A 24,217-nucleotide genomic window follows, 5' to 3' on the forward strand; every position below is an offset into this window, starting at 1 on the left:
GTGACGACCCTCACGCTGATCGGCAAACCCGACTGCCATCTGTGCGACGTGGCTGAGCAGATCGTCGAGACGGTGGTCGATGACCTTCCCGCCGACATCGCCGATCGCGTGAGCATCGAGCACGCCTCGATCGCCGACGACGCCGAGCTCTACGCCGCATGGTGGGAGAAGATCCCGGTCGTTCTCATCGACGGGGACCTCCACGCGCACTGGCGCGTGTCAGCCGACCGACTCCGCGCCGCGCTCCTGGCGGCCGACCCCGAAGGAGCCTCCGCGTGAGCATCCGTCACATCGTCCTCTGGAAGCTCGCGGCAGACGACGCCGACACGCGAGCCCTCCACGCGGAGCAGATCGCCGAGCGGCTGCTGGCGCTGCGCGAGGTCATCGACGACATCGCCCACCTCGAGGTCGGGCGCAACGTCGCCTACCCGCAGTCGAACTGGGACGTGGCGCTGATCAGCGAGTTCGCCGACGTCGAGGCCCTCGAGCGCTACCAGGTGCATCCCGCGCACCAGGAGGCCGCGGCCTTCGTGCGTTCGGTCGTCGCCGATCGCTCCAGCGTCGACTACCCCTTCTGAGTCGCCGGCGCCTCAGCCGATCGGGCGGACCGTGGCGGGAACGGCCGCGAGAGCGATGCGAACCGCGTCGCGATCGTCCACCCGCTGGTCGGGGGCGTGCTCGACGACCACCCGGCTGCCGTCACTCGTGCGCACCGTGGAGCGGCGAACGCTGCCGAGGAAGATCGTCTCCTCCACCACGGCGTCGACGCCGGGGGCGTCCGGACCCACCAGGAGCACGTTCTCCGGGCGGACGACCACGTCGCAGTGCCCATCGTGGGCTGCACCGGCGAGCGGCAGCTCCTGGCCCCACACCTCCACGACCACACCTTCGACGATCCCCGGCACCGCGCTGACGGGACCGAGCACCTCGGCCACGGCCGCGTCGGCCACGCGCGCGTAGACCTCGTCGGGCGAGCCCGCGGCCACGATGCGGCCCTGATCCATCACGACGAGGTGGTCGGCGACGGCTGCGGCTTCGGCGGTGTCGCGCGTCGCCCACAGCGTGGTGACACCGCGCTCGCGCAGCTCTTTCACGAGACGGTCGCGTGTCTCGGCGCGGGCGGTCGTGTGCAGGGCGGCGAGGGCGTCGTCGAGCACGAGGGCGCGCGGCCGTGTCGCCAGTGCGCGGGCCAGCGCCCACCTCTGCCGGTCGCCGTGGGAGAGGCGATGCACGCTCTTGTGCGAGAGAGCGAGTCCGACCAGTTCGCACAGGCGATCCGTCTCCGCCTCGGGGTCGACGACACCCGAATGACGGGCGGCCGCGAGGATCGCGGCCCGCGCTCGGCCGAAGCGGGCGACCGGTGCGCGGTCGCGCACCTCGATGACGCGGGGGGCCGCCGGCCCCGTGCGCCCCTCGATCGTCACGGTCCCGGCATCCGGCCGCTCGGCGCCGGTCACAAGCCGCAGCAGGGTCGATGCCCCGCATCCCGACGGGCCGACGAGCGCCACGATGCCGCCGGGCTCGGCGTCGAGGTCGACATCGGCGAGCACGACGGCGCCGGCGCGCTCACGGCGCACGCCACGGAGAGTGATCGTCCAGCCCGACGGGCGCGGCGCCCCGGAGGCCGACGTATCCATGGGGGTGACGGCGACCATGACCACACGGTAGGCGCCCGGGATGACGCAGGGACGCCCGGGGGGTGAACCCCGGGCGTCGCTCGCTCGAACCTTACGGGGCGAGGCGGGTGGGACCGCGGAAGAGGTACGTGACCTCGCGGATCGAGGACTCGCCGAGCAGGAGCATCAGCACGCGCGCCAGGCCCATGCCGAAACCACCGTGCGGGGGAGCGCCGAAGCGGAAGAAGTCGAGGTAGAAGTCGAGGTGCTCGGGGTCGAGGCCCTTCTCCTTCGCCTGCTCCACCAGCACCTCGACGCGGTGCTCGCGCTGTGCGCCCGTGGTGATCTCGACGCCGTTGAAGAGCAGGTCGTACGACTTGGTCAGCCCGGTTTCCTCGTCGCGCATGTGGTAGAAAGCGCGGATCTCGGGGTGGTAGTCGGTGATGAAGACGAACTGGTGACCGAGAGTCTCCTGCACGTGCGCGGCGATCTGACGCTCGCCCTCGGGGTCGAGGTCGCCGTCGGTGCGGGGGATGTCGTAGCCGCGGGCCGCGACGATCTCGCGGGCCTCGGCGAGCGGGATGCGCGGGAACGGAAGCGTGGGCACCTGCACCTCGACGCCGAACAGGTCGCGGATCTCGTCGCCGTGCTTGTCGGCCACCGCCTGGAACGCCGCCTGCAGCAATTCCTCCTGCATCCGGGCGACGTCTTCGTGCGACTCGATCCAGCTGATCTCGGCGTCGATCGAGGTGAACTCGGTGGCGTGCCGGCTCGTGAACGAGGGGTCGGCGCGGAAGGCAGGGGCGATCTCGAAGATCTTGCCGAAGCCGGCGACCTGCGCCATCTGCTTGAAGAACTGCGGGCTCTGCGCGAGGTAGGCGGTCTTGTCTTCGAAGTAGGGCACCTCGAACAGCTCGGCGTTGGACTCCGAGGGGGATGCCATGAGCTTGGGGGAGTGCACCTCGATGTAGTCGCGCTCCACCCAATAGGTGCGCATCGCGTGCTCGAGCGTGGTCTGCACGCGGAAGATGAGGTTGTTGCGGCGCTGGCGAAGGTCGATGAAGCGCCAGTCCATGCGCTTGTCGGGGCTGCTGTCGGCCGCGATCGGCGTCTCCGGGTTCGCCGCGGCGGCGATGACGAGCTCGCCGACCTTGACCTCCACGCCGCCGAGCTTGACGCGCTCGTCGTGCTTCAGCTCGCCGCGCACGGTCAGGAACGTCCCCGTCGCGAGGGCGCCGATCGTTTCCGTCAGCGCCAGGGCGGCGGCATCCTGAGGCTCCGTGGTGCCGGAGTCCGCCGAAGGGTCCGACGGGCGCGTCGCCGGGTTCACCAGCTGGACGGCGCCGGTCTCATCGCGCAGGACGACGAACTGCACCTTCTTCTGATCGCGGACGGTCTCGACCCATCCCGACACCTCGACGGGGCCGGCGGGGAGGGATTTCAGCTGGTTGACCAGGACGCGTTCGCTCACGATCGACAAGTCTACGTGCGGGGGCAGCGCGCCGCCGAAGCCGGGACGACGGGCGTGCTCCGCCGAGTGTCGAGGAACCGACGCGAGAGGGAGGAGCGGACCGTCGGGCGTGGACGGCCGGCGCGACGACACGGCCCGGATGAAGAGGCGCAGGCCGTCGACGCCACTTCACGGCGCCGCGTCTCTAGGATGACGGTCGTGACCTACTCCCTCCCCCCGGAGTCGTACCGCTTCCTGCGGCCCGAGAACCCGCGCCGAGCCCGGCGCGGGTGGGACCTCGTCCTGTCGATCGTGCTGCTGATGCTGCTGCCCTTCGCGGCGCTCGCCGCGACGTACGCCGGGATGCTGCTCGCGTTCGCCGCCGACGCCTGCGGAGCGCAGGCGTGCGACACCGATCTGATGAACATCGGGTTCTGGCTCGCGGTCATCGCCCCGTGGGTGGTCCTCGTCCTCGGGGTCGTCGTGTCGATCGTTCGTCTAGTGCGCCACCGGGTGGCGTTCTGGGTGCCGCTCGTGGCGATCGTTCTGATGATCGCCGTGTGGTTCGTCGCCGCCGCCTTCGTCGGCGCCGGGGTGTCGGCATCCTGAACCGCTCGGGGCCAACCCCCAGGATCGGCGCCTGACCGGGCCGTAGCCTGAGGGAGGGCGCCCGGACGGGCGGCCGATCACCGAGCGCGAAGGCACCCGATGACCGACACCACCCTCTTGCTCGTCCCCCGCGCGTCGTCGGGGGGCGATCAGTCCTGGCTGACGTCGCTCGCCGACTGGACCGTGTCGCTCATGGAGATCATCGGGCCGGTGGGGGCCGGCGTCGCCATCGCGCTCGAGAACCTCTTCCCGCCGCTGCCCAGCGAGGTCGTCCTGCCCATGGCGGGCCTCACCGCCAGTCGCGGTTCGTTCACGCTCTTCGAGGCGCTGCTGTGGACCACCCTCGGCTCCGTGGTCGGCGCGTTCGCGCTCTACGGCCTCGGCCGCTGGCTGGGGGCCGGACGGCTGCGGTCGTTCGCCGCCAAGATGCCGCTGCTGCACCCGGAGGACGTCGACCGCACGGTCGCGTGGTTCGAGCGGCACGGGGGCAAGGCGGTGTTCTTCGGCCGCATGGTGCCGATCTTCCGCAGCCTCATCTCGATCCCGGCGGGCGTGGCGAAGATGCCGCTGTGGCGCTTCGGCCTGCTCACCGGAGCGGGCAGCCTGATCTGGAACACGATCTTCGTGCTCGCCGGATATCTCTTGGGCGAGAACTGGCACGTCGTCGAGGAGTACGCCTCGATCCTGCAGTACGTCGTGATCGCCGCCGTCGGCATCGGGGTGGCCTGGTTCCTGTACTCGCGCATCCGGTCGCTGATGGCGGCACGCAAAGACGCCTGACCCGGGGCGTTATCTCCACGTCGAGGCAACCGCGCCCCGATCTCAGTCGGCCCACAGAACCCGCGCCTAGACTGAGATCGTGCCCGCCGATCGCCTTCATCTCGTGCGCCACGGAGAGGTTCACAACCCCCGTCGCGTGCTCTACGGTCGGCTCCCCGGATTCGGTCTGAGCGTCGACGGGCGTCGCATGGCGCGTCAGGCGGCGGAGTACGTGCGGGGGCTCGAGCGTCCCGTCTCGGCCCTGGTCGTCTCGCCGCTGCAGCGCACCCGTGAGTCCGCCGAGCCGTTCGCGGAGCTGTTCGGCGCCGAGCCGTTCATCGACGACCGGGTGATCGAGCCGACCAACGTCTTCGAGGGGCGCCGGATGAAGCAGGCGCTCGCGAACCCGCTCAACTGGCGCCACCTGAGCCGCCCGGCCGTGCCCAGCTGGGGGGAGCCGTACGAGCGGATCGTCTCGCGCATGGTCGCGGCGATGGACGAGGCCTGGGAGCGCGTGCCCTCGGGCGACGTCGTCGTCGTCTCGCACCAGCTGCCCATCTGGGTGACCCACCTCGCCCTGTCCCACCAGCCCACCCGCCACGATCCCCGCAAGCGCCGCTGCGCGCTGTCGAGCGTGACGAGCTTCGAACGGCGAGACGGCGCCGGCGGCTCGCGCTTCGTGGAAGTGGCGTACGCCACGCCGGCCGCCACCGCCGGCGCCGTCGACGTAGGAGCCGTGTGATGCGCCGAATCCTCACCGCCGCCGGGTCGCTCCTGGCCGGCGCCACCCTCGTCGTGGGGCTGGCCGCGTGCAGCGCCGATCCGCTCGCCGACCAGTACCGGGCCGGGGACAACAAGGGCTACATCGCCGCGAACGGCTTCCAGACGCAGGAGATCCCCGCCGACCAGCGCGGGGAACCCGTCGACTTCGCCGGCACCCTCGACAACGGCTCGCCCGTGTCCAGCGGCGACTTCGCCGGCAAGGTGCTCGTGGTGAACTTCTGGTACGCCACGTGCGGTCCGTGCATCATCGAGGCGCCGCGCCTGGAGCAGGCGTACCAGACGTTCGAGGGCCAGGACGTGGCCTTCCTCGGCATCAACACCTACGACCAGCCCGCGACCGCGCTGTCGTTCGCGCGCGACCACGGGGTGTCGTACTCCAGCGCCATGGCCGTCAACGACGCCCCGCTCAAGCTCGCGTTCAACGGCAAGACGCCCCTGAACGCCACCCCCACGACCCTCGTGCTCGACAAGCAGGGGCGTGTCGCCGCGCGCATCGTCGGCGAGCTCCCCGAGGCCTCGATCCTCGAGGCGATCGTGCGCACGCTGGTCGCGGAGAACGCGTGAACCCGGGCGCCCTCGTCTTCGACGGCGCGCTCTGGGTCGCGGTCCCCCTCGCCCTGGCGGCGGGGCTCATCTCCTTCCTCTCGCCGTGCGTACTGCCGCTCGTGCCGGGCTACCTCGGCTACATCGGCGGTGCCGTCGCCCCGCGCGGGGGTGCGGCATCCGGGTCGGGCCGCGGGCGTCTGCTCGGCGGCACCCTGCTCTTCATCGCCGGGTTCACCGTGGTGTTCATGGCGATCAACGTGCTCGGGGGCACCCTCGGCGGGTTCTTCGTGGCCTACGGCGATGTGATCACCCGCGTCATGGGCGTGGTCATCATCCTCATGGGACTCGTGTTCGTCGGCCTGTTCGGCCTCGCGCAGCGTTCCGCGCGGTTCCAGGCCCGCGGGAACCTCGGTCTCATCGGGGCGCCGCTGCTGGGCATCGCCCTCGGCATCGGGTGGACGCCGTGCATCGGCCCGACCCTCACCGCGATCCTCTCGGTGTCGTACAACCTCGGCGACCCCGGCCGGGCGGCGCTGTTGGGTCTGGCGTACTCGCTCGGGCTCGGCATCCCGTTCCTGCTGCTCGCGCTCGGCTTCGGCTGGGCGACGCGGTCGGTGGCGTTCGTGCGTCGGCACATCCGGGTCGTCAACCTCATCGGCGGCGGCCTGCTCATCGTGCTCGGCCTGCTGATGGTGACGGGCGTGTGGGGCCAGTGGATGTCGATGCTCCAGGGGGTGATCGGCAGTGTCCAACTCCCGCTCTGACCCGACCCGTCCCGACCGTTCCCGTCCCGCCCGAGGAAGCTCCGTGACCGATTCCGCCGACGGCGTGCTGCGCCCGTCCGACCACGCCGATTCGGCCGCCGAGTCTTCGACCGACGACATCACCCAGCCGCGGCTGGGCGTGGTCGGCTGGCTTCGCTGGGGCTGGCGGCAGCTGACGAGCATGCGCACGGCCCTCGTGCTGCTGCTCCTCCTGGCGATCGCCGCCGTTCCCGGCTCCCTTGTGCCCCAGCGCAGCGCCGATCCCAACGGCGTCACGCAGTACTTCACCGACAACCCCGGCCTCGCGCCGGTGCTCGACAACCTGAGCCTGTTCGACGTCTACACCTCGCCGTGGTTCTCGGCCATCTACCTGCTGCTGTTCATCTCGCTGATCGGCTGCGTGCTGCCCCGGACGAAGCACCACTGGAAGGCGCTGCGCTCGCAGCCGCCCCGCACGCCGGCGCGCCTGTCGCGTCTCGACGACCACCGCACCCGTGAGTTCACGATCGGAGCGGACCAGGATGCCGCGGTGGTCGCGGCGGCGGCCGTCGACAGCGCCGCGGCCCAGCTGCGCAAGAGCGGGTACCGTGTGGCGCGCTACGACGGGCGCGGCACGTTCTCGGTGTCGGCCGAGCGCGGATACCTTCGCGAGACCGGCAACCTCGTCTTCCACGCCGCGCTCGTGGGCGTGCTGATCGCGGTGGGCCTTGGCGGTGGCTACACCTACACGGGCCAGCGTGTGCTCGTCGAGGGCCAGGCCTTCGTCAACAGCCTCCTCGACTACTCCTCGTTCAACCCCGGCCGGTTCGTCAGCGGCGACACGCTCTCTCCGTACTCGCTGACGCTCGACCAGTTCGACGTGTCGTACGTGCCTCCCGGTCAGCCGGGTTCGGGTCAGGCCGGTGACTTCGTGGCCCACCTCACCACGCAGGCCCCCGGGTCCGACCCGCAGCAGGGCGAGGTGCGGGTCAACCACCCTCTCGACGTGCAGGGCGACCGCGTCTACCTGCTCGGCAACGGCTACGCGCCCACCGTCACGATCCGCGATGCGCAGGGCGTGGAGGTGTTCCACGATTCCGTCGCCTTCCTCCCGCAGGACGCCAACATGACCTCGCTCGGGGTCATCAAGGTCGCCGACGGCCTGCCGCAGCAGCTCGGTCTGCTGGGCTTCTTCTATCCCACGATGGATGTGCTGCCCTCTGGCGCCCTCACCTCGACCTTCGGCGACCTCGAGTACCCCGTGTTGACGCTGCGCGTGTACGAGGGCGACCTCGGCATCGACGACGGCACCCCGCGCTCGGTGTACACCCTCGATCCCTCGGGCATGACGCAGATCGCCGGCGGAGACAGCGGCACCCCGGCGCTGCAGCTGATGCCGGGCGAGACCGAAGACCTGCCCAACGGACTGGGCACCATCACGTTCGAGAACGAGGCGCCGGCCGGGGCGGCCGGGTACGACGGCTCGGTCAAGCGCTTCGCCTCGCTGTCGATCCACCGCGACCTCGCCGGACCCTGGGTGCTCGCCTTCGCACTGCTGGCCCTCTTCGGCCTGCTCGCCGCCCTGTTCGTGCCGCGTCGGCGCATGTGGGTCAAGGCGAGCCCGCGCGACGGCGCCGTGGTCGTCGAGTACGCGGGCCTTGCCCGCGGTGAGGATCCGACGCTCGCCGCCGCCGTCGACCAGCTCGCCGAACGGCACGGCAGCACTCTTCCCGCCCAGAGCCACCCCGACACCGGAAAAGTAGACTGACACCATGCCCGGAACCGATCCGCTTCTCCTCGATGAGATCTCCCTCCTCCTGGTGTGGACGGCGGTCGCCATCTACGTGCTGGCGTTCATCGCCTACGCCATCGACCTCGCACGCCGCTCCGATCTCGCCCTGAAGGCGAAGGACGAGGTCGTCGCGCGCGAGCTCGTCACCGCGGGCGGCGGGGGAGTGATCTCCTCGGGCCGCGGGTCGTCGGCATCCACCGCCGCACAGAAGCCGCGGTACCTGTGGGCGCGCCTCGGCACGGTGCTCACGGCGCTCGGCTTCGTGTTCCACCTCGTGGCGACCGTGCTGCGCGGGATCGCGGCCGAGCGCGTGCCGTGGTCGAACATGTACGAGTTCGCCCTCACCGGTCTGCTGCTCATCATCGCGGTGTATCTCGCCGTGCTCACGCGCTACGACCTGCGCTTCCTCGGTTCGCTCATGACCGGCCTCGCCGTGCTGCTCCTGGGCGGTGCCACGCTGGCCTTCCACGTCGAGGTCGTACCGCTGGCCGACCCGCTGAAGTCGGTGTGGCTCGTGGTGCACGTGTTCGTCGCGAGCCTCGCGACGGCCCTGTTCGCCCTCGCGTTCGGGCTCTCCGTCGTGCAGCTCATCCAGACGCGCCGGGAGCGCAAGCTCGCCGATGCCCCCGTGGATGCCGAGCCCACGCGTAGTTTCCTGCGCACCGTGCCGAACGCCGACGCCCTCGAGTCGCTGGCCTACCGCTTCGCGATCGTGGGCTTCATCTTCTGGACCTTCACGCTGATCGCCGGCTCGATCTGGGCGAACGACGCGTGGGGTCGCTTCTGGGGCTTCGACACCAAGGAAGTCTGGACCTTCGTCATCTGGGTGCTCTACGCCGGATACATCCACGCCCGCGCGACCCGCGGCTGGCGCGGCACGCGTTCGGCGTGGCTGTCGATCATCGGCTTCACCGCCGTGCTGTTCAACTTCACGATCGTGAACGTCTTCTTCAAGGGCCTGCACGCGTACAGCGGCCTGACGACGTAGGCGCTGTGCTCGCTCTCGGGCCCGTCCGGCTTTCGCTGGGCGGGCCCTCCCGCGTGCTGCCCTCGCCGACTGTCCAAAACACCCGGACCGCTTTTCCATCGGTCCGGGTGTTTTGGACAGTCGATCGCGTCAGGGACGCCAACCGCGGGAACGGAGGGCGCGGTCGACGGGTGCGACGACCGATCGAGTGGGATCTTCGAGGTGGTGGTCGACGACGCGCACCAGGAGCCACCCCTGAGCGGCGATCGCCGGCCACCGGTCGGCATCCCGTCTGAATTGCGCCAGCTCGGCGTGCTGTCTCCCGTCGTACTCCACGGCCACGCGGTACGCGGGATAGGCGAGATCCAGGCGCGCGACGAAGCGACCTTCTTCATCGCGAAGGTCGCGGTTCAGCTCGGGCTCGGGCAGACCCGCTCGCGCGAGGATGAGGCGCACAACCGTCTCCCGGGGCGACTCGGCGCCCGCCCGGAGGAGGGGCAGCGCTTCGCGGAGACCACTCATTCCGCGTCGGGCGAGGCGCTGGGCGGCCTCTTCGAGATCGGCGCGTTCGGCCAGGCGCCGCGTGAGTATGGCATCGCCGACAGCGACGAGATCATCGACGCGGTGCAGTGCACCCAGCTGCGCCCAGGTCTCGGCCGGGGTTGGCACCGGGAGACCGTGGCGGAGCGTCAGGTGCTCGATCGGCAGGTCGAGGCGGTGCCCCCTGACCCCGCGTGTTCGCGGTTCTCGGCCCGGTGGACGAGTCGAAACATGCAGGCTCGTCGAGTCGACCGTGGGCAGAGGGAGGCCCCACAAGGCCGCCGCGGTGGTGTGACTGAAGAACTGGGCCGAGGTCAGGCGCGGCTCATAGATGCGGCATCGAGCCAGCATGTCGTCGGCGGCGGTGTCGACGCGTGCGCGAACGCCGTGAAACGGTGCGCGGAGATCCAACGCCGTCAGTCGATCTCGCGCCACGCCGAGCGTCCGCGCCTCGCGCACGGTGAACGCGGGTCCGAGTTCGTGGGGGAGGGGCTGCCTGTGCATGCCTCGACCACATCGCATCGCGGGTGGTGGCGGCATCGGATTCCCCGGCATCCGTGGACCAGGTCCCCCGCCGCCGGGGTGGGGAGGAGCCGCCCGGCCGTCCCGTGACCGGCGGTCAGCAGCCCGTCAGCCCGCGCGAGTGTCCAAAACACCCGGACGTCCCGGAAAACCGTCCGGGTGTTTTGGACACTCGATGAGGGGGGTGGGGGGCAGGGGGTCGGGGCGGGGGCGGGCTATGCGGGCTGGGCGGCGGCTCGGGCCGACGTCGTGCGGCGGCGGACCACGACGAGCGTCGTCGCGATGAGCGAGAGCACGGCCCAGACGACGAAGCCGGCCACACCCGCCGCCACCCCGCCCGCCGACGACAGGGCGCCGAGCATCGCGTCGTAGGCAGGGGCCGTGGGCAGCAGCGAGGCGACCGCCGCGAGGGCGGGCGGGACGGTGGAGACGATGCTGGCGCCCAGCGCCAGTGCGCCGATCACCGCGGCGATCCATCGACCGGCCCCGCCGAACACGGCGACGAGCGCCTGGTGCACGGCGGCGAAGGCGACACCGGCCGCCACGCACACGAGGGCGAACACCGCCCAGTCGCCCCAGTCGTAGTCGGATGCCACCTGCACCACGGCCGCGACCAGCAGGCCCTGCACCGCCCCCACGAGGGCCGCGGGGGCGAAGCCGCGGAGGGCGACGAGTGAAGAGGGGCGCCGGCTGGTCAGCGCGCGGGCCGAGACGGCCTGGAAGGCGACGAAGGAGGCGAGTCCGCCGAACCACAGCACGGCCATCGCCAGCAACGGCACGGCCGCGAGGCCGAACAGCGAGTCGCTCGCGCCGGTCGCGGACACGGGGTCGGCGACGACGTCGGCGAGGTTCGTCGCCTGCGTGTCGGTGTAGGTCGGCAGCTGCGCGACCGCGGTGTCGAGGCCGTCGGCGAGCGACGAGGTTCCGGATGCCACCTGGCCCACACCGTCGGCGAGCTGCGCGGCGCCGGTCTCGGCGTCGGAGGCCCCGGATGCCACCTGCTGGGCGCCCGATGCCAGCGCCGACGCGCCGGTCCCGAACTGGCGCGCGCCGTCGGCGAGCTTCGTCGCACCTCCGGCGACGCCGTCGATGCCGCCCGCGATCGTGTCGATCCCCGCGGCCGCTTCGCGTGCGCCCCCGGCCAGACCCGTGGCGCCGTCGGCGAGCTGCTGGTTGGCGTCGGCGATGGCGCGGATGCCGGCCGGCAGCGTCGCGGCCTGTCCGGCCAGGTCGCCGATCTGTGTGACCGTCTGGGTGGCCTGGGGGAGGGCCTTGTTCGCGGCGGTCGACGCGTCGCGGAGCGCCTTGCACTGCTCCGGCGTGTCGGTGCACTCGTCGGCGGCCTTCTGCAGCGCAGCGGCGGCGTCGACCAGGGCCGTGTTCACCTGCGGTGCTGCCTGGGACAGTTTCTCGGCCTCGGTGGCGAACTGCGGGGGGATCTGATCGGCGAGACCGTCGATGCGCGTGGCGAGCTCTTGATTACCCGCGGCGATCCCGTCGGCGCCGGTGGCGAGCTTGTTCACGCCCGCGGCGGCATCGCGGGTTCCCCCGGCGAGAGCGCTCGCCCCGGTCGCGAGCTGGTCCGCCCCCGACGCGAGGGGCCCCGCACCCGCCGCGAGCTGGTCGGCACCGTCGGCGAGCTGCGCCGCCCCGCTCGACAGTTGGCCCAGTCCGTCGCGCAGCCCGCCGGCGCCGGTCGCCGCCTGCGAGGCGCCGTCGGCGAGCTGGTGCGCGCCGGAGGCCGCGGAGCCCAGCTGGTCGCTGAGCGTGGTGAAGCCGAGGAACACGTTCTTGAGGTACTGCGACGACAGTTCGCTGCCGTAGACGCTCGACGCGGTGGAGGCCAGCTGCGCGGTGATCGCGCCGTCGACGACGCGCGCGTTCGGCGCGGTCTGCACCCCGATGGTCGCCTTCTCGGGCGTCTCGCCGGGGCGGGTCGACAGCGAGGCGGCGGTGAAGTTCTCGGGGATCGTCACGACGGCGGTGTACGTGCCGTCGGCGAGGCCGGAGGCGGCATCTTCGTCGTTGGAGATGACCCAGTCGATGTTGCTCGGCTGGTCGTCGGCACCCTTGACGAGACCGCCGGTGAGCTGGCGCCCGAGGGGGACGAGCTGACCGTTCAGTTCGACGGCCTTGTCGTCGTTGACGATCGCGGCGGTGATGTTGTCGAGCCGGTCGGTGGGGTCGTAGAGGGCGCCGACCAGGATGCCGCCGATCACGGCGGGAAGCAGCAGCACGCCGATGAGCGTCAACCAGGTGACGGGACGGCGCGAGCGGGAGCGCTCGACGGGGAGAGTCATGCGAACACCTCGGAGAGATCGGCGAAGGTCTCGGGTTCGGGCCGGTGACGGCGCGGAGTGGGGAGGGAGAGGGATGCCACGTCGGGGCGCTGCGCGGCGGAGAGCAGGGCGAGGGCACGGCCCTCGTCGCGCGCGGAGACGACGAGGGTGAACGGCGAGGTCGCGTCGCCGGAGCGTTCGCGCACCTCGGTCGCGGCCCGGCGGAGGACGTCGGCGACGTCGTCGCGGGCGTCGTCGTCGAGCCGGTCGACGTCGGAGACCACGACGATGCGCGTTCTGCCGGCGACGGCCCGCGCGACCTCGGCCGCGGCGGTGGCGGGGTCGTCGACGAGGGCTACGCCCACCCTCGAGCGCACGGCCCCGGCGCGCTCGGGCACCAGAAGCCCGTCGACGCGTAGGCGGCCCTCGATCCGCGAGAGGCGACCGGACAGCGCGAGCAGCAGCGTGCGGGTGGTGCGCGTCTCACCCGTGATGAGAAGCGTCCCGCCATAGCCGAGGCGCACCGACACGTCGCGGAACACCGGCTCCTCGGCATCCGAGGAGCCCACGGTGCGCAGGTCGTCGGCGGCGACGGCCATGCCGGGCTCGGCCGGCCAGTCGGTCAGATGCACCTCGCGTTCGACGGCCTCGCCCTCGACGTCGAGCTTGGGCAGCAGACGATCGAGCCAGCGCGGCATCCACCACGCCTTCGCCCCCAGGAGCGCGAGGATCGCCGGAACGAGGGTCATGCGCACGAGGAAGGCGTCGACGGCGACGCCGACGGCGAGACCGAGGGCGATCGGCTTGAGGCTGGAGTCGCCCTCGGGCACGAACGCGACGAAGACGGCGAACATGATGACGGCGGCCGCGACCACCACGCGGGCGGATGCCGCGAATCCGCTGCGCACGGCCCCGAGCGCCACCTCGCGCGGCGTCCGGCCCTCGCGGTCGGCGTGCACGTAGTCCTCGCGCATGCGCGAGACGAGGAACACCTGGTAGTCCATGGCGAGGCCGAACAGCACGCCCATCACGACGATCGGCATGAAGCTGATGATGGGTCCGACCTTGGCCACGTGCAGGGCGTCGGCGAACCAGCCCCACTCGAACACCGCGGCCACGACGCCGAACGACGCGGCGACCGAGAGCAGGTATCCGCCCGCGGCGGTGAGCGGCACCCAGATCGAGCGGAACACGATCATGAGCAGCACGAGCGAGAGGCCCACCACGAACAGCCCGAAGGGGAGGAGCGCAGCGCCGAGCTGGTCGGAGATGTCGATCGTGACGGCGGTGTAGCCGGTGACGAGCAGGCGCACGCCGAACTCGTCGAACAGGCGGTCTTCCTGGGACCGCAGCTCGCGCACGAGGTCGGCGGTGCGCGGGTCGTCGGGCGCGGTCTCGGGGACGATCTGCACGATGCCGGTGTCGGCGGTCTCGTTCGGGGTGGCCAGGGCCACCTCGGCGACGCCGGGGATCTTCGCGATCTCGTCACCGATGTCGGTCATGAGGTTCAGTGGGTCGTCGCTCGTGACGATGGTGCCGGTCATGATGAGCGGGCCGTTCGCGCCGGGGCCGAAGTACTCGTCGGTGAGCTCGTACGCGACGCGGGCCTCGTCGCCCTCGGGCAGCTGCCCGGCGTTGGGGAGGGTGAGGGCGAGGCTCGCGGCCGGGATGGCCGTGACGCCCAGCAGTCCGATCACGGCGACCGTGGTGACCACCGGATGCCGCGTGACCAGGCCGACCCAGCGGGTGGCGGTGCCGTTGCGACCCGCGCGCGTGCGCGCGGCGGCGGCCCGCTCGTCGCGCTCGGCGGCGGCGGCGGCGAGCGTCTCGGCATCGTCGGCGGGCGCGCCACGGTGGCGGCGCGACGTCTTCTTGGGGCCGAAGCCCCAGCCGACGACGCGGTGCCCCGCGAAACCGAGGAAGGCCGGGGTGAGCGTGAGCCCCACGCACACGGCGATCGCGACCGCGACCGAGGCGGCGATGCCCATCGTAGTGAGGAACGGGATGCCGGCGAAGCTCAGGCCGATGAGGGCGATGAGCACCGTGATGCCGGCGAACACCACGGCGGAACCGGCGGTGCCGACGGCGCGGGCGGTCGACTCCTCGGGGTCCATGCCCGCCCGCGTCTGATCCTGATGTCGCGACACGATGAACAGGGCGTAGTCGATGCCGACCGCGAGTCCCAGCATCACCGCCAGCAGTGGGGTGGTCGACGACACCGTGGCGAAGCCGGTCGCGATGAAGATGAGGGCGATCGAGAGGGCGACGCCGAGGATGGCCGTGGCCAGCGGCATGCCGGCCACGAGGAACGAGCGGAACGTGACCATCAGCACGAGGGCCGCGATCAGCACGCCGAGGGCCTCGGTGAGGGAGGCGCCGGGGATCTCGGTCGCGAACAGCTGACCGCCGAGCACGGCCTGAGACCCACTCGGCAGGGCCTCGCCGAGCGCGGTGGCGGCGTCGCGGAGGCCGTCTTCGGTGGCCTGCGGAACCTCGGTGGACTCGCCCGAGAACTGGATGCGGACGATGGCGGCGCGCTCGTCGTCGGAGATGCCGCCGGAGATGCGGGTGTCGTACGGGTCGGTCACGGCTTCGACGAAGTCGAGCCCGCCGATGTCGCCGGAGGTCTTCTGCACGGCATCCTGATAGACGGGGTCGGTGACCTTCGCGCCGTCGGCGGCGACCACGATGATCTCGGCGCTCGCACCGCTGACCTGGGGGAAGGTGCGCTCGAGCATCTCGAGGCCGGCCTGCGACTCGGTGCCGGGGATCGTGAAGGTGTTGTCGGTGCCCTTCGCGAAGAGCGCCACCCCGCCTCCGGCGAGCACGAGCACCAGCAGCCACGCGGTCAGCACGCGCCAGGGGTGGCGGAACGACCAGCGACCCAGGGTGTACAGGAATGTCGACACGGCGGCTCCCACGATCGGTGAACGAGTCGATACATCACCGTATCGGATACATCAATGTATCGTATTCCTCGAGGGTGGCAGTCAACCTGGACGTCACCCGAGAAGTGGAGACCCCCGATGACCGATTCCGCACCCGCGATGACGCGGCGTCGTGAGAACACGCGCATCCGACTGATGGATGCCGCCGCGGAGATGTTCGCCGAGGTCGGCATCGACGCGGCGTCCGTCGAGGCGATCTGCGAGCGCGCCGGGTTCACGCGCGGCGCGTTCTACTCGAACTTCGCCTCCAAGGAGGAGCTCTTCCTGGCGCTGTGCGCGCGGTCGGCGGAGACCACGATCGCGGCGGTGCGCGAGCGCGTGACCTCGATCGAGGACCGCGGTCTCGATACCGCCGGTGACGTCATGCAGCTGGTGCACGAGGTGCTGGAGGCGACTGGGGAAGACCGTCTCGACGTGCTCCTCGGTGCGGAGACGCGTCTGCAGGCCCTGCGCAACGCGGACTTCGCCGAGGCCTACCTCGCCCTGAACGAGGGATTGGGTGGGAGCGTCACGCAACTCGTCCGCGACATCGCTCAGGCGCGCGGGCTGTCGCTGCGCGTTCCGGCCGATGTCGCGACCGACCTGCTCCTGTCGGTGTGGATCTCCACGTCCGAGACGGCCCTGCTCACCCGTCAGTCGCCGGCGCAGGCGCGCTCGGGGCTGGCCGAGCGGCTGACGCAGGTGGTCGGTCTCATCCTCGACTGAGTTCCAGCAGGGCGTGGCATCGGCCGAGCCGCGCGAGCCACCAGTCGCGGCGGTCGTCGGGGGCGGCGACGCGGTCGAGGTCGGCCGAGGTCGGGCGTGGACGCTCGAGCCCGAGCACCCCGCGGCGCGCGACGAGGGGGGATGCCACGACGTCGGCGGTGAAGAGCGAGGCGGTGCCGAGCCCGCAGTCGTACGGCAGTTCGGGAAGGGATGCCGCGAGGGCGGCACCCATCGACAGCCCGATCGAGGTGTCGAGCGCGCTCGAGACGACGACGGGCAGCCCCGCCTGCCGCGTGAGCTCGCGCGCGGCATGGACGCCGCCGAGAGGCTGCGCCTTGATGACGAGCAGATCGGCCGCGCCGCTGCGCGCGACCCGGAGCGGGTCGGCCGCCTTGCGGACGCTCTCGTCGGCGGCGACCGGGATGTCGAGGTAAGAGATGCGCGCGCGCAGCTCCGCCAGCTCCTCGACCTCGGCGCACGGCTGCTCGACGTACTCGAGGTCGAACTCGGCCAGGGCGTGCACGGCGCGCTCCGCCTCGTCGACGTTCCAGGCGGCGTTCGCGTCGACGCGCACGCGACCCTCGGGGCCCATCACCTCTCGCACGGCCCGCACGCGGTCGATGTCGTCGGAGAGGGTCTGCCCCGGCTCCGCGACCTTGACCTTGACCGTGCGGCATCCGTCGTACCGGGCGAGGAGGCGGGGCACCTCGGATGCCGCGACCGCGGGCATCGTGGCGTTGACGGGGATCGTGTCGCGCTGCGCCGGGGGAGCGGTGCGCCAGCCGAAGTCGAGGGCGCCGGCGAGCCAGGTCGCCGCTTCGTCGTCGCCGTACTCCACGAAGGGGGAGAACTCCGTCCACCCCTCCGGCCCCTCGAACACGATCGCTTCGCGCACCAGGATGCCGCGGAACCGGGCGGCGAGGGGAAGCGAGACCACCCGCGCGGTGGACAGGATGTCGGCGAGCGAGGGGAGGGCGACGGTGCTCATGCCCTCATCATGGCGCTCAGCGGGGTCCGCCGCCGCCGAACCCGCCGAGCCAGAACGTCTGGCGTTCGACGGTGTAGGACGACAGGTCTTTCTGCGAGTCCAGTGACTGCTGCGCGTTCTCGGCCTGCTCGTGCGTCCGGCGCGGACCGAAGAGGTAGTCGCGCAGTCGCGAGAGCTTCGACATCTTCTTCGTCATGATGACTCCGATCGTCGGGAACCCTCCACGCTACGTGCGAGCACCCCCGCGGTCCACCCGTCCCGGTGCGCGGCACGGGCATAGGCTGACGCCATGCTCTTCGACACCCCGGTGCGGCTCGGCGTTCAGATCCAGCCCCAGCACGTGCAGTACTCCGACATCCGCGACGCCGTCCTCCGTCTCGAGGAGATGGGCGTCGACGTCCTGTTCAACTGGGACCACTTCTTCCCGCTGTACGGCGACCCCGACGGGGAGCACTTCGAGGCCTGGACCATGCTCGCGGCCTGGGCCGAGCAGACCGAGCGCGTCGAGTTCGGCGCCCTGGTCAACTGCAACAGCTACCGCAACGCCGACCTGCAGGCCGACATGGCCCGCACCGTCGACCACATCAGCAAGAAGGGCGGCGACACCGGTCGCTTCATCTTCGGCACCGGTTCGGGCTGGTTCCAGCGCGACTACGACGAGTACGGCTACGAGTTCGGCACCGCGGGTTCGCGCTTGAACGCCCTCGCGACCGACCTCGACCGCATCGCCGCTCGCTGGTCGAAGCTCAATCCCGCCCCCACCCGCGAGATCCCCGTCATGATCGGCGGCAAGGGCGAGCAGAAGACGCTTCGCATGGTCGCCCGGCACGCCCACATCTGGCACAGCTTCGTCACGCCCGACGAGCTGCCCCACAAGTTCGAGGTCATCGAGAAGTGGGCCGAGACGGAGCAGCGCGACCTGTCCGACCTCGTCGTGTCGAACGAGCTGAAGGACCGCGACGAAGACGTCGCCGACGCCCTCTTCGACGCCGGCACGCGCCTGTTCACGCTCGGCTTCTCGGGACCGGAGTGGGACTACTCGCTCGTCGAGCGGTGGCTGCGCTGGCGCGACGCCAAGAACGCCTGATCGCGCATCCGGTTTGCGCAGCACCCGCGGACGGAACCCCGCGCGTAGGCTGATCCGGTGACCGTCTCCGAGCTCTTCGACCCCGCGGAATGGACCCTGGCGCCCGGCGCCGAGGGCTACACCGACATCACGGCCCACGTCACCCACGACGGTCGCGTCGCGCGCATCGCGTTCGACCGTCCGGAGGTGCGAAACGCCTTCCGCCCGCACACCGTCGACGAGCTGTACCGCGCCCTCGACATCGCGCGCCAGGACCACCGGATCGGCGTCGTGCTTTTGACGGGCAACGGTCCGAGTCCGAAAGACGGCGGCTGGGCGTTCTGCTCGGGCGGCGACCAGCGCATCCGCGGGCGCGACGGCTACAAGTACTCCCACGACGAGGCCACCGTGCACGATCCCGGCCGCGCCGGCCGCCTGCACATCCTCGAGGTGCAGCGCCTCATCCGGTTCATGCCGAAGGTCGTCATCGCCGTCGTCCCCGGCTGGGCGGCGGGCGGCGGCCACTCCCTCAACGTCGTCTGCGACCTGTCGATCGCCAGCCGCGAGCACGGCCGGTTCAAGCAGACGGATGCCGATGTCGGCTCGTTCGACGCCGGGTACGGCTCGGCCTACTTCGCGCGCCAGATCGGCCAGAAGTTCGCGCGCGAGATCTTCTTCCTCGCCGAGGAGTACTCCGCGGAGCGGGCGTACGAGATGGGAGCGGTCAACCGTGTCGTCGCGCACGCCGATCTCGAGCGCGAGGCGCTGTCGATGGCCCGCACGATCCTGACGAAGTCGCCCACCGCGATCCGCATGCTCAAGTACGCCTTCAACGCCGTCGACGACGGACTCGTCGGTCAGCAGCTGTTCGCCGGCGAGGCCACACGGCTCGCGTACGGCACCGACGAGGCCGCCGAGGGTCGGGACTCCTTCCTCGAGAAGCGCGAGCCCGACTGGTCCGACGTGCCGTGGCACTACTGATCGCCGGGGATCACGCATGAGGCTCGAGCCGCCGGCATCCACGGATCCCCGCGACGTGCTGCGGGCGCTGCGCGCGGCGGTCCTCGGGGCGGGCCCGGCGGTCTCCCTCGGAGCGACCGATCTCCGCGCCGAGGTGCCCGCGGGCACGGCCGCCGTGGTGACGACCTCCGGATCGACCGGCGTGCCGAAGTCGGTGGTGCTCTCGCGCAACGCGCTCATCTCCAGTGCCTACGCGACCGCGGGGCGCATCGGCGAGGGTGCGTGGCTGCTCGCGGTTCCGGCGAGCTACGTCGCGGGAGTGCAGGTGCTCGTGCGCGCTCTGCTGGCCGATCGCGAACCCGCGGTGGTGGCCGGCCCCTTCCGCCCCGAGCCGTTCGCGGCGGCTGCGCGCGGAATGGCCTCACACGACAACGGCTCCCGCGTGCCGACGTACACCTCGCTCGTCCCCGCGCAGTTGCAACGGCTCCTGGATGCCGCGGACGCCGACACGACCGTGGCCGAGGCGCTGCGGTCGTTCGAGGCGATCCTGATCGGTGGTCAGGCCCTCGCGCCATCGGTCGCCGAGCGGGCGGAGGCCCTCGGCGCCCGGATCGTGCGCACGTACGGGTCGAGCGAGACCAGCGGAGGGTGCGTCTACGACGGCGTGCCGCTCGACGGGGTCGGGATGTCGGTCGTCGACGGTGAGGTGCGGCTGTCGGGTCCGATGCTCGCGGAGGGCTATCTCGGCGACCCCGCCCGCACGGCATCTGTCTTCCCCGTCGACGCCGATGGCACGCGCTGGTACCGCACCGGCGACGGCGGCGAGATCGTCGACGGCGTCCTGCGCGTGACCGGGCGGCTCGACAACGTCATCGTCTCGGGCGGGGTGAACGTGTCGCTGGACCGGGTCGAGGCGGCGGTGCGTGGCATCCCCGGTCTCGAGGAAGCCGTGGTCGTGCCGATCCCGGATGCCGACTGGGGTCAGGGTTCGGTCGTGGTCGTGCCCGGCATGCCGGCGTCGCGGGAGGGGGCGGTGCGCGACACCGTCCGGTCCGTGGTCGCGGCGGCCGTGGGCGCTCCCGCCCGCCCCGCGCGGGTCGTGGCCGTCGCCGAGCTGCCGACGCTGTCGTCCGGCAAGCCCGACCGCGCCGCGTTGCGACGGTGGCTCGAGACGGAGCGCCCGGGGCCGCGGGCTTAGGCTTAGCCTCCGTGGCAGCACAGTCTCGTAAGCGTTCGCGTCCGGCCCCGAAGCGTCGTCCCGGCGGCAATCCGCAGAAGGCGAAGGCCGGTGCTCCCCAGGCCGTCGCGCCGGCCACGGCCCGCGACTGGATCGCGGCGGCACGCCTGCGCACCCTGCCCCTGGCCATCACCCCGGTGCTCATCGGAACGGGCGCGGCGACCCTGGTCGACGAGCAGCTGCACTGGGTGATCGCACTCGCGTGCCTCGCGGTGGCGTTCGCGCTGCAGATCGGCGTCAACTACGCCAACGACTACTCCGACGGCATCCGCGGAACCGACGACGTGCGCGTCGGCCCGGGGCGCCTCACGGGTGGGCGCAAGGCGAAGCCGCGCACGGTGCTCATCGTCGCTCTCGCGTTCTTCGCGCTCGCCGCGGTGATCGGCCTCGCGCTCGTCATCCGCACGGGGCAGTGGTGGCTGATCGCGGTGGGTGCCGTCTGCATCGTCGCGGCGTGGTTCTACACCGGTGGCAAGCGCCCCTACGGGTACAACGCGATGGGCGAGCTGTTCGTCTTCGTCTTCTTCGGTCTGGTCGCGACCCTCGGCACCACGTGGCTGCAGGTGCGCTCGCTGCCGCAGGAGGCGTGGTTCGGAGCGGTGGCCGCGGGGCTGCTCGCGTGCGCGGTGCTGCTGGCCAACAACCTCCGCGACATCGACCAGGACCGTCTCGCCGGCAAGCGCACGCTCTCGGTGCTCATCGGGCGCCGCGCGACCAAAGTGCTGTTCACCCTGTTCGTGCTGATCCCGTTCGCGATCGCGGTCTTCCTCGCGTTCGTCTATCCGATCGCGTGGCTCACCCTGCTGGCGCTGCTCGGGGGGCTCGCCGCGATCCTCATCGTGTGGACCTACCGCACGCCGCGCGAACTCATCACGGCGCTGCAGGTCACGAGCTTCACCTCGGTGGCGTACGGCGCCCTGCTCTTCTGGGCGTTCGCCGGCTGATCCGACGCGCGGGTACGTCCGCGCTCGAGGTCAGTCCGCTGCGGGGCGCTGGTCGTGGTCTGAATCACGGCGGGTGGCGTCCAGCACCGCGTCTTCGGCGTCGGCATCGGATTCGGCGCCGGAGCGTCGGCCGGTCGTGGTGCGCTGCGCGCGACGCTCGGCGAGTCCGCCGGTGACGTTCTCGAGGGGGCGACGCAGGAACAGCAGCGAGAGGCTGAAGCCGATGAGGGCCGCGAAGATCGCCGCGAGCCAGGGAAGTTCCTGGAAGACGGGGAACAGCAGCAGGATGCCGAGGGGCACGAGGAAGGCGAGCAACCGCAGCACCGTGTAGACGAGGGCCGAACGAGCACGCATTGCCTCATTCTACGGCGGCGGCCCCCTCGCCGACCGCGGGTCCTTCGACGGTGGGGGATGACGGGGGACTCCGGGCCGGTGCCCAGCCGACGCACGTAGACTCGGGCCATGGCACGGTTGCTTCTCATCCTGGCGCTCGTGGCGGTCCTGTTCTGGGTCTACACGATCGTCGACTGCGCGGTGCAACCTGCGTCCCGGCACCGCGGGGTGAGCAAGCCCGCGTGGCTCGCCATCGTCATCCTGCTGCCGGTGCTCGGCGGCATCCTCTGGTTCGCCATCGGTCGAGGTCGCGCGACCCGCACCGTCGTGCGCAGCGCGCCCGACGATGACCCCGAGTTCCTCGGTCGCATGACCGCCTCGGCGCGCGCCGAGCAGGACGAGCGCATCCGCCGCCTGGAGGAGGAACTCGCGCAGCTCGATTCCGACGACCCGCCGAAGCCGACGCCCTCGACCGATCCCGACGACACCCCCGGCAAGGGCGACGACGATACCCGCGGTCAGCGCGGCGCCGTCGGCTGAGCCGTCGTGACCTCGCTGAACGAACGCGCCGCTGCGCCCTCGACCGACGGCGCCGCGGCTCTGCTGGCGGGCCTCGTCGCCCGCGGTGTGCGGCACGTCGTGGTCAGCCCCGGCTCGCGCTCGCAAGCCCTCGCCCTCGTGGCGGCGGAGCTCGAGCGCGCGGGCCTCGTGCGGCTGCACGTGCGCATCGACGAGCGGGTCGCGGGCTTCACCGCCCTCGGCATCGGCCGCGAGACGGCGATGCCGGCGGTCGTGATCTGCACCTCCGGCACAGCCGTCGCCAACCTCGTGCCGGCCGCCCTCGAGGCGCATCACGCGGGCGTGCCGATGCTGCTGCTGACCGCCGATCGTCCGCCCGAACTGCGCGGTGTCGGAGCGAACCAGACGACCCGCCAGCCGGGACTCTTCCGCTCCGCCGTGCGGTTCGAGGCCGACCTCGCCGTGCCCGAAGACACCGACGACGACGGCACGGGCGCGCAGACGGCCGTGCTCGACGCCGTGGCCGCCGAGGCCCTCGCCGCGACCCTCGGCGAGGGCGCGCGCGCCGCGGGCCCCGTGCATCTGAACGTGCCTTTCCGTGAGCCCCTCGCCGGGGCGGTGCCGTCGTGGCTCGCCGCGCACGCGGCATCCGGGATCACCGTCGTCGACGAAGACCCGGAGCCCGCCGCCGACGTCTCGGGCGCTCTGTACCAGGGCGGCGGGGGGATCGGTGTGGCGGACGTCGCCCCCGACGCCGATGCCGCGTCGGTTGTCGAGACGGGCCCGCGCACGATCGTCGTCGCCGGGGCCGACGCCGGGCCCGCGGCGGAGCAGTTCGCGCACGACGGCGGCTTCCCCCTCGTGGCCGAGATCGTCAGCGGCTCGCGGTTCGGACGCCGCATCGTGCACGGCTACCGAGCCCTGCTGCGCGATCCCGCGCTCGGCGGGCGCGTGGAGCGCGTGGTCGTGTTCGGTCGTCCCACCCTCAGTCGCGAGGTCACGCGGTTGCTCGCGCGCGACGACGTCGAGGTGCTCGCCGTGCGCGGACCCGGCGAGCCGGTGAACCTCAACGGTGCGACCGTCGCGGTCGACGCCGTGCGGGTCGCGGGCGACGCCGATCACGCGTGGCTCGGGGAGTGGATGCGGGCGTCACGCGACGCCGCGGTCGACCTCTCGCCCCCGGCCCCCGACGCCGACGGACTGGCATCCGCCGTCCCCCACGAGCGGCTCGGGGCGATCAACGCCGAGGTGGAGGTGATGCGCGCGCCTCTGGATCGGGCCGCCCTCGTCGACGCCCTCTGGCGGGCGACCTGGCCCCACGACCGCCTCGTGTTCGGCTCCTCGCGCATCGTGCGCGTGGCCGACGAGCTGCTCGGCGGCAAGAAGGTGCGGGTGCACTCGAACCGCGGCCTCGCCGGCATCGACGGCACGATCGCGACCGCGACGGGCGTGGCACTGGCGAGCCAGGGCGACGAACGCCCCGGCGTCACGCGCCTGCTGCTGGGCGACCTGGCCTTCCTGCACGACATCGGCGCACTGCTTCTCCCGCCGGGCGAGCAGGAGCCGCGGCTGCAGGTCGTGGTCGGCAACGACGGCGGCGGCACGATCTTCGACGGTCTCGAGGTGGCATCCGTCGCCGGTGACGACGCGATGACCCGCGTGCAGTACACCCCTCAGACCGCGCGGCTGGAGCAGCTCGCCCTCGCCTTCGGGTGGGAATACCACCGTTGCACCACGCGTGTCGCCCTCGACCAGGTGCTCACGGCGCCCACCGGCGGTCGACAGCTCATCGAGGTGCCCCTCGCCCGCTGAGGCGACCGGTGACCCCCGACCGCTGCGGCATCCGCCCCGCCCGACGGCGTCCGCGTCAACGGGGGGTGTCGATCCCGGATGCCACGGCACGATGGCGGG

24 protein-coding genes are annotated in these 24,217 nt (G+C 71.7%); 16 read left to right on the plus strand and 8 right to left on the minus strand.

Features of this window, described 5'->3' with window-relative positions:
* Together ACK4LS_RS00345 and ACK4LS_RS00350 are read left to right on the plus strand one after the other, a co-directional pair.
* Entirely contained in the window at nt 1-279 is a 279-nt protein-coding gene (locus ACK4LS_RS00345; RefSeq protein WP_409711948.1) for a glutaredoxin family protein, read from the plus strand.
* Nucleotides 276-578 (plus strand): Dabb family protein, encoded by a 303-nt coding sequence (locus tag ACK4LS_RS00350; protein ID WP_409711950.1) that lies wholly within the window; start codon nt 276-278, stop codon nt 576-578. Before ACK4LS_RS00345 ends, ACK4LS_RS00350 begins: the two co-directional genes overlap by 4 nt.
* Nucleotides 579-590: 12 nt before the next feature.
* On the opposite strand, the gene ACK4LS_RS00355 is transcribed toward ACK4LS_RS00350, so the two are convergent.
* Both ACK4LS_RS00355 and aspS read right to left on the minus strand, forming a co-directional pair.
* Entirely contained in the window at nt 591-1,655 is a 1,065-nt protein-coding gene (locus ACK4LS_RS00355) for an ABC transporter ATP-binding protein (protein ID WP_409711952.1), read from the minus strand.
* Nucleotides 1,656-1,728: 73 nt separating this feature from the next.
* Complete coding sequence (aspS, locus tag ACK4LS_RS00360) at nt 1,729-3,087, minus strand: aspartate--tRNA(Asn) ligase (RefSeq protein ID WP_409711954.1); 1,359 nt, start codon at nt 3,085-3,087, stop codon at nt 1,729-1,731.
* 66 nt (nt 3,088-3,153) lie between these two features.
* Between aspS and ACK4LS_RS00365 the strand changes: the two genes are divergently transcribed.
* The 7 genes from ACK4LS_RS00365 to ccsB all read left to right on the plus strand — a co-directional run bounded on the left by ACK4LS_RS00365 (nt 3,154) and on the right by ccsB (nt 9,286).
* Nucleotides 3,154-3,675 (plus strand): DUF6264 family protein, encoded by a 522-nt coding sequence (locus ACK4LS_RS00365; protein ID WP_409712199.1) that lies wholly within the window; start codon nt 3,154-3,156, stop codon nt 3,673-3,675.
* 99 nt (nt 3,676-3,774) lie between these two features.
* The gene (locus ACK4LS_RS00370) at nt 3,775-4,455 is read left to right on the plus strand and encodes a DedA family protein (protein ID WP_409711956.1); all 681 of its coding nucleotides are present in this window, start codon (nt 3,775-3,777) and stop codon (nt 4,453-4,455) included.
* 79 nt (nt 4,456-4,534) lie between these two features.
* On the plus strand, nt 4,535-5,176 hold the full coding sequence (locus tag ACK4LS_RS00375; RefSeq protein WP_409711958.1) for a histidine phosphatase family protein: 642 nt from the start codon (nt 4,535-4,537) through the stop codon (nt 5,174-5,176).
* The gene (locus tag ACK4LS_RS00380) at nt 5,176-5,781 is read left to right on the plus strand and encodes a TlpA family protein disulfide reductase (protein ID WP_409711960.1); all 606 of its coding nucleotides are present in this window, start codon (nt 5,176-5,178) and stop codon (nt 5,779-5,781) included. The genes ACK4LS_RS00375 and ACK4LS_RS00380 overlap by 1 nt, the downstream gene beginning before the upstream one ends.
* Nucleotides 5,778-6,527 (plus strand): cytochrome c biogenesis CcdA family protein, encoded by a 750-nt coding sequence (locus tag ACK4LS_RS00385; protein WP_409711962.1) that lies wholly within the window; start codon nt 5,778-5,780, stop codon nt 6,525-6,527. The genes ACK4LS_RS00380 and ACK4LS_RS00385 overlap by 4 nt, the downstream gene beginning before the upstream one ends.
* A 43-nt stretch (nt 6,528-6,570) precedes the next feature.
* Complete coding sequence (locus tag ACK4LS_RS00390) at nt 6,571-8,274, plus strand: cytochrome c biogenesis protein ResB (RefSeq protein ID WP_409711964.1); 1,704 nt, start codon at nt 6,571-6,573, stop codon at nt 8,272-8,274.
* A gap of 4 nt (nt 8,275-8,278) precedes the next feature.
* A complete protein-coding gene (gene ccsB / locus ACK4LS_RS00395) occupies nt 8,279-9,286 on the plus strand; it encodes a c-type cytochrome biogenesis protein CcsB (RefSeq protein WP_409711966.1) in 1,008 nt (335 codons plus the stop codon).
* 129 nt (nt 9,287-9,415) lie between these two features.
* Here the strand turns inward: ccsB and ACK4LS_RS00400 are convergent, their stop codons facing one another.
* The 3 genes from ACK4LS_RS00400 to ACK4LS_RS00410 all read right to left on the minus strand — a co-directional run bounded on the left by ACK4LS_RS00400 (nt 9,416) and on the right by ACK4LS_RS00410 (nt 15,515).
* Nucleotides 9,416-10,360 carry an endonuclease domain-containing protein gene (locus tag ACK4LS_RS00400; protein ID WP_409711968.1) on the minus strand — a complete coding sequence of 315 codons (945 nt, stop codon included), beginning with the start codon at nt 10,358-10,360 and terminating at the stop codon, nt 9,416-9,418.
* Nucleotides 10,361-10,542: 182 nt separating this feature from the next.
* A complete protein-coding gene (locus ACK4LS_RS00405; RefSeq protein WP_409711970.1) occupies nt 10,543-12,627 on the minus strand; it encodes a YhgE/Pip domain-containing protein in 2,085 nt (694 codons plus the stop codon).
* Nucleotides 12,624-15,515, minus strand: a complete 2,892-nt coding sequence (locus tag ACK4LS_RS00410) for an MMPL family transporter (RefSeq protein WP_409711972.1) — start codon at nt 15,513-15,515, stop codon at nt 12,624-12,626. Before ACK4LS_RS00410 ends, ACK4LS_RS00405 begins: the two co-directional genes overlap by 4 nt.
* A gap of 117 nt (nt 15,516-15,632) precedes the next feature.
* Between ACK4LS_RS00410 and ACK4LS_RS00415 the strand changes: the two genes are divergently transcribed.
* Nucleotides 15,633-16,259, plus strand: a complete 627-nt coding sequence (locus tag ACK4LS_RS00415; RefSeq protein ID WP_409711974.1) for a TetR/AcrR family transcriptional regulator — start codon at nt 15,633-15,635, stop codon at nt 16,257-16,259.
* Here ACK4LS_RS00415 and ACK4LS_RS00420 read toward each other — a convergent pair.
* Complete coding sequence (locus ACK4LS_RS00420; RefSeq protein ID WP_409711976.1) at nt 16,246-17,247, minus strand: o-succinylbenzoate synthase; 1,002 nt, start codon at nt 17,245-17,247, stop codon at nt 16,246-16,248. The genes ACK4LS_RS00415 and ACK4LS_RS00420 overlap by 14 nt on opposite strands.
* A 16-nt stretch (nt 17,248-17,263) precedes the next feature.
* The gene (locus ACK4LS_RS00425) at nt 17,264-17,443 is read right to left on the minus strand and encodes a hypothetical protein (RefSeq protein ID WP_409711978.1); all 180 of its coding nucleotides are present in this window, start codon (nt 17,441-17,443) and stop codon (nt 17,264-17,266) included.
* 93 nt (nt 17,444-17,536) lie between these two features.
* On the opposite strand from ACK4LS_RS00425, the gene ACK4LS_RS00430 reads away from it, so the two are divergent.
* Genes ACK4LS_RS00430 through ACK4LS_RS00445 form a run of 4 tightly spaced genes read left to right on the plus strand, consistent with a single transcriptional unit; the run spans nt 17,537 to nt 21,454 of the window.
* Entirely contained in the window at nt 17,537-18,334 is a 798-nt protein-coding gene (locus ACK4LS_RS00430; RefSeq protein ID WP_409711980.1) for an LLM class F420-dependent oxidoreductase, read from the plus strand.
* Nucleotides 18,335-18,391: 57 nt separating this feature from the next.
* Nucleotides 18,392-19,294 carry a 1,4-dihydroxy-2-naphthoyl-CoA synthase gene (locus ACK4LS_RS00435; RefSeq protein ID WP_409711982.1) on the plus strand — a complete coding sequence of 301 codons (903 nt, stop codon included), beginning with the start codon at nt 18,392-18,394 and terminating at the stop codon, nt 19,292-19,294.
* Nucleotides 19,295-19,310: 16 nt separating this feature from the next.
* The gene (locus tag ACK4LS_RS00440; RefSeq protein ID WP_409711984.1) at nt 19,311-20,471 is read left to right on the plus strand and encodes an AMP-binding protein; all 1,161 of its coding nucleotides are present in this window, start codon (nt 19,311-19,313) and stop codon (nt 20,469-20,471) included.
* Nucleotides 20,472-20,482: 11 nt separating this feature from the next.
* The gene (locus ACK4LS_RS00445; RefSeq protein WP_409711986.1) at nt 20,483-21,454 is read left to right on the plus strand and encodes a 1,4-dihydroxy-2-naphthoate polyprenyltransferase; all 972 of its coding nucleotides are present in this window, start codon (nt 20,483-20,485) and stop codon (nt 21,452-21,454) included.
* Between the two features lie 30 nt (nt 21,455-21,484).
* Here ACK4LS_RS00445 and ACK4LS_RS00450 read toward each other — a convergent pair whose 3' ends face one another.
* Nucleotides 21,485-21,808 (minus strand): DUF4229 domain-containing protein, encoded by a 324-nt coding sequence (locus ACK4LS_RS00450; protein WP_409711988.1) that lies wholly within the window; start codon nt 21,806-21,808, stop codon nt 21,485-21,487.
* Nucleotides 21,809-21,916: 108 nt separating this feature from the next.
* Here ACK4LS_RS00450 and ACK4LS_RS00455 point away from each other — a divergent pair, with 108 nt between their 5' ends.
* Entirely contained in the window at nt 21,917-22,327 is a 411-nt protein-coding gene (locus tag ACK4LS_RS00455) for a PLD nuclease N-terminal domain-containing protein (RefSeq protein ID WP_409711990.1), read from the plus strand.
* Nucleotides 22,328-22,333: 6 nt separating this feature from the next.
* Nucleotides 22,334-24,118, plus strand: coding sequence for a 2-succinyl-5-enolpyruvyl-6-hydroxy-3-cyclohexene-1-carboxylic-acid synthase (menD, locus tag ACK4LS_RS00460; protein ID WP_409711992.1), 1,785 nt, complete (start codon nt 22,334-22,336; stop codon nt 24,116-24,118).
* The last annotated feature ends 99 nt before the right edge of the window (nt 24,119-24,217 follow it).

It is taken from the genome of Microbacterium sp. (assembly GCF_046295495.1).
Taxonomy (GTDB): Bacteria; Actinomycetota; Actinomycetes; order Actinomycetales; family Microbacteriaceae; genus Microbacterium.

Coding starts and splice junctions, on each gene's coding strand:
- ACK4LS_RS00370 (WP_409711956.1), top strand. CDS start 3,775: ATGACCGACACCACCCTCTTGCTCGTCCCCCGCGCGTCGTCGGGGGGC.
- ACK4LS_RS00420 (WP_409711976.1), bottom strand. CDS start 17,247: ATGAGCACCGTCGCCCTCCCCTCGCTCGCCGACATCCTGTCCACCGCG.
- ACK4LS_RS00455 (WP_409711990.1), top strand. CDS start 21,917: ATGGCACGGTTGCTTCTCATCCTGGCGCTCGTGGCGGTCCTGTTCTGG.
- ACK4LS_RS00430 (WP_409711980.1), top strand. CDS start 17,537: ATGCTCTTCGACACCCCGGTGCGGCTCGGCGTTCAGATCCAGCCCCAG.
- ccsB (WP_409711966.1), top strand. CDS start 8,279: ATGCCCGGAACCGATCCGCTTCTCCTCGATGAGATCTCCCTCCTCCTG.
- ACK4LS_RS00400 (WP_409711968.1), bottom strand. CDS start 10,360: ATGCCGGGGAATCCGATGCCGCCACCACCCGCGATGCGATGTGGTCGA.
- ACK4LS_RS00415 (WP_409711974.1), top strand. CDS start 15,633: ATGACCGATTCCGCACCCGCGATGACGCGGCGTCGTGAGAACACGCGC.
- ACK4LS_RS00450 (WP_409711988.1), bottom strand. CDS start 21,808: ATGCGTGCTCGTTCGGCCCTCGTCTACACGGTGCTGCGGTTGCTCGCC.
- ACK4LS_RS00425 (WP_409711978.1), bottom strand. CDS start 17,443: ATGACGAAGAAGATGTCGAAGCTCTCGCGACTGCGCGACTACCTCTTC.
- ACK4LS_RS00440 (WP_409711984.1), top strand. CDS start 19,311: ATGAGGCTCGAGCCGCCGGCATCCACGGATCCCCGCGACGTGCTGCGG.
- ACK4LS_RS00380 (WP_409711960.1), top strand. CDS start 5,176: ATGCGCCGAATCCTCACCGCCGCCGGGTCGCTCCTGGCCGGCGCCACC.
- ACK4LS_RS00405 (WP_409711970.1), bottom strand. CDS start 12,627: ATGACTCTCCCCGTCGAGCGCTCCCGCTCGCGCCGTCCCGTCACCTGG.
- ACK4LS_RS00355 (WP_409711952.1), bottom strand. CDS start 1,655: ATGGTCGCCGTCACCCCCATGGATACGTCGGCCTCCGGGGCGCCGCGC.